Annotated in this window: 4 protein-coding genes; 1 reads left to right on the plus strand and 3 read right to left on the minus strand. The window is 68.1% G+C overall.

The window, feature by feature from the left end; all coding sequences use genetic code 11:
- The 3 genes from ABT295_RS21055 to ABT295_RS21065 all read right to left on the minus strand — a co-directional run.
- Positions 1-237 (minus strand): hypothetical protein (locus tag ABT295_RS21055; protein ID WP_352396365.1); only part of this gene is annotated, 237 nt, incomplete at its 3' end.
- Positions 238-360: 123 nt separating this feature from the next.
- Entirely contained in the window at positions 361-1,614 is a 1,254-nt protein-coding gene (locus ABT295_RS21060; protein WP_352396366.1) for a tyrosine-type recombinase/integrase, read from the minus strand.
- Positions 1,614-2,723, minus strand: coding sequence for a tyrosine-type recombinase/integrase (locus ABT295_RS21065; RefSeq protein ID WP_352396367.1), 1,110 nt, complete (start codon positions 2,721-2,723; stop codon positions 1,614-1,616). The genes ABT295_RS21060 and ABT295_RS21065 overlap by 1 nt, the downstream gene beginning before the upstream one ends.
- 123 nt (positions 2,724-2,846) lie before the next feature.
- On the opposite strand from ABT295_RS21065, the gene ABT295_RS21070 reads away from it, so the two are divergent.
- Positions 2,847-3,023, plus strand: a complete 177-nt coding sequence (locus tag ABT295_RS21070) for a hypothetical protein (RefSeq protein ID WP_352396368.1) — start codon at positions 2,847-2,849, stop codon at positions 3,021-3,023.
- Positions 3,024-3,212: the final 189 nt, after the last annotated feature.

Raw genomic sequence — 3,212 nt, forward strand, 5'->3', positions numbered from 1 at the left:
CTCCTCCCGTCCGGCGGCTACGTCGCGCAGCCGCTTGGCGTACTTCTTGTGCACGGCCTGGCGGGTCACGCCCAGGTCCGCGGCGATGTCCGACCAGGACGCGCCCTGGCTCAGGGCCTGCTCGACCTGGCGCAGTTCCAGCGTCTCCAGCAGCCGGCGCAGTGCGGCCACGGCGCGCAGGCCGCGGGAGGTGTCGCTGGTGTCGGCGGCGGTGCCGGCCAGCTGGGTCGCATCCACGGCGTCAACCTAGGTTGCGGGGCGGGTCGCGTCAACCGGAGTTGCGCACGGGTGTTGCGTTGGTTCCGGCGCAAACACCTCGCTCGGTCATCGACATTATGTGGGTGATCGTGTCAAGAGGGCTCAGGATGCGGACTCGTCGAGGTCGCCGAGAAGCCGCGCGAAGAGCTGCTGCCGTCCCTGTTGATCATGCTCGGCGGCGTGATCGTGCTGAGCCTGCAGCGTCGGCCGGAAGGCGATGCTGGTCTGGAAGAAGGTGCAGGTCTCGCAGACCGACTCGAAGGTGCAGTCCAGGGCCGGGGGTCGGGTGCAGAAGCCGTTGCCGAGCATTCGCTGGTGCATCTCGCGGTGCAGGCGGGCCATCTCCGGGCCGGCTGCTGAGGCGGGCAACGCGGTGCTGTCGTCCTGGGCGTAGAGGGCTTCGACCTTCTCGGTGACGGCGAAGTACTCATCGGCGACGGTGCGGTTGGCGATCTTGGCGTAGCGCAGGGTCATGTCCATCGAGTGGTGTCCGAGCATGGCGGCGATGGCTTCCAGGCTCATGCCGCGGTTGATGGCTTGGGTGGCCAGGGTGTGGCGCATCTGGTGGGGGTGGACGTGGCCGATGCCGGCGGCTGCGGCGGCGTTGTTCAGGCAGCGGGTGACGCCGTGGCGGTCCATCGGTTTGCCGTTCTCCCGTGGCAGCAGCAGTGGGTTGGTCGGGTCGACGAAGCGGTCGCGGTAGTCGGTGATCAGGTCCACCAGTTGCGGGTGCAGGGGGATGTAACGGTCGTCGAGGAGTTTGCCGACGGGAACGTGTAGCCAGTGCCCGGCGCCGATCTGGCGGACGGCGTCGCGGCGCAGCCTGGTGAGCTCACTGACGCGTAGGCCGGTGCGGATGAGGACCTCGCAGACCACCCGGCCCAACTGCCGCTTCAGCCCTTGCGCGGCGCGCAGGAACTTCGCGGCGTCGGCGTCGTCGAGCGCTTTCGGAAGCGGTTGCTCCTGGCGGGGCAGGTCGCCGAAGAGGATGGGGACGGTGGGTGGAGAGTCAGGCCAGCCCCAGTCGTGGATGCGGATGAAGAAGGTCCGTAGGTGGCCGATGCGGTGGGCTCGGGTGTTGGCGGTGATGGGCCCGCCGTCTTTGCCGATGCGGGCGGCGATCCAGGGTTTGTAGCCTTCGACGTGGGTGCGCCGGACCTGGGCGATGGTGGTGACCTCGGGATGTTCTTCGATGAGGAACTGCGCGAAACAGCGCAACCCCTGGTCGGCTCCGCGGATGGTTTCTGGGCGCAGTGTGGTGGCGACCTGGGTCAGGTAGGCGCGCATCGTTGCGGATAGTTGCGGTGCAGCAGCGTCGATCTCATCCCAGGTGAGGAAGGCGATGGGGAGGCTCATCAGAGGCTCCGCAACGTCGGGGTGAGCGAACGTGTGGGTGCTGGCGCGGGGTGGTCAGCGAAGGCTTGGGCGTCGATCGATTCGGCGGCGCGGCGATACTGACCGGCCAGCCAGTCGTCGCCCAGGTGAAGGTAGATGCGGGTGGACTCGATGGAGGCATGCCCGGCCTGGGCCTGGATCGCTTCCAGGGCCATGCCCGCTTCGCGCAGGCGGGTCAGGCAGGTGTGACGCAGTTGGTGGCAGGTGGCGTGCTGCAGCCCGGCGCGCCGCCGTGCTCCGTCGAGGACCTCATCGAGGCCGGAAGCTGACAATGGGTGCCCGCGGCGGGGACCTTTCAGGACGCAGAAGACATGACCGTGGCCGAGGCGGTCGGCCTCAGTGGGTCGCTCCAAGGTGAGGTAGTCGCCCAGCAGCGCGAAGAAGCGTTTGGAGATCGGGACTTGACGTTGGTGTCCGCCTTTGCCCTCGGCGATGAACACCCGCCGTTGCCCGACGTGCAGGTCCTCCATCCGCAGGCGCAAGACTTCGCAGCGGCGCAAGCCGCCGAGCAGCATCGCGGCGACCATGGCGCGGTCGCGGTGGGTGCGCAGGGCGGCGGTGAGGGCGTCGGCTTCGTCGGGGTTCAGGATGGTCGGCAGCGTCCGTGGGGAACGGACCAGTGGGGTTCCGGCTCCGCGGCTGCTGCAGGGCCGGTCGCGTTCGCGCCGTGTTGGCAGACCGCGGGGGACGGGGTTGGCGGGAACGTCGCCGCGGGCGAGGAGGAAGGCGTAGAGGCCGTAGATGCTGGACAGGCGCCGACGCACGGTTCGAGCGCTGACCGCTCCCGGAGCGTCGTCGCCGATGGCGACCACAGGACTGCCGGCAGCAGCTGCTCCGGCACGTTGGGCGGTGATGAACCCGAGCACGTCGGCGGCGGTCACCTCCTCCGGCGCCTTGGCGATGAGGGTGAAGAAGACCTTCAGGTCGTAGCCGGCGGCCAGCACGCTGTTGGGTCGACAGCGGGCGGTGAGGAAGTCGAGGTAGGCGTCCAGCCACGGCTCTCCGAGGTGCACGGCGGGCAGCCCGAAGGGCGTTAGTCCTTGAGTCAGACGAAGATCCAGAGCGGTCATGAGGGTGCCTCCACGTTGAGGACTCGAGCCCATCTGGGCTCAGACCGGAGAGTGGCCCCCGATCACCCACATATCAAGCATGAGCGCAAGATCAACGGGAGTCAGGAGCGCTCGGATAGCGGGATGACCGTGATGTCGTCACGTCGATGGCGCTGCGGTGGCCTGGGCGCTGAGGGTGATCCGGACGCGGTGGGCATCGCGCAGCATTTCGACGTCTTCGTGGGGTTGACCCTGCACGGTCAGGCCCCGGCGTCGAGCTCGGGCGTGCAAGGTCTCTCGAGCGGCGGCCAAGACCGCTGAGGGGTCAGCAACCCACTCGGCGTCCTTCACCACGGTGGTCACGACGAGGTGTTCTATGGGTTCTCCAGCGCTCAGACAGTCGACGCCGACCGTGAGCGGATCTTGCGGAGAAGAACGACAAGGCTGCGGCAGGACCCGGGGTCGGGGTCTTGGCTGAACCGTGCCAGCCGATCTTCATGATCACACTTG

The sequence above is a fragment of the Terrabacter sp. NPDC000476 genome, assembly GCF_040300125.1.
Taxonomy (GTDB): Bacteria; Actinomycetota; Actinomycetes; order Actinomycetales; family Dermatophilaceae; genus Terrabacter.

Coding starts and splice junctions, on each gene's coding strand:
- ABT295_RS21060 (WP_352396366.1), bottom strand. CDS start 1,614: ATGAGCCTCCCCATCGCCTTCCTCACCTGGGATGAGATCGACGCTGCT.
- ABT295_RS21065 (WP_352396367.1), bottom strand. CDS start 2,723: ATGACCGCTCTGGATCTTCGTCTGACTCAAGGACTAACGCCCTTCGGG.
- ABT295_RS21070 (WP_352396368.1), top strand. CDS start 2,847: ATGACCGTGATGTCGTCACGTCGATGGCGCTGCGGTGGCCTGGGCGCT.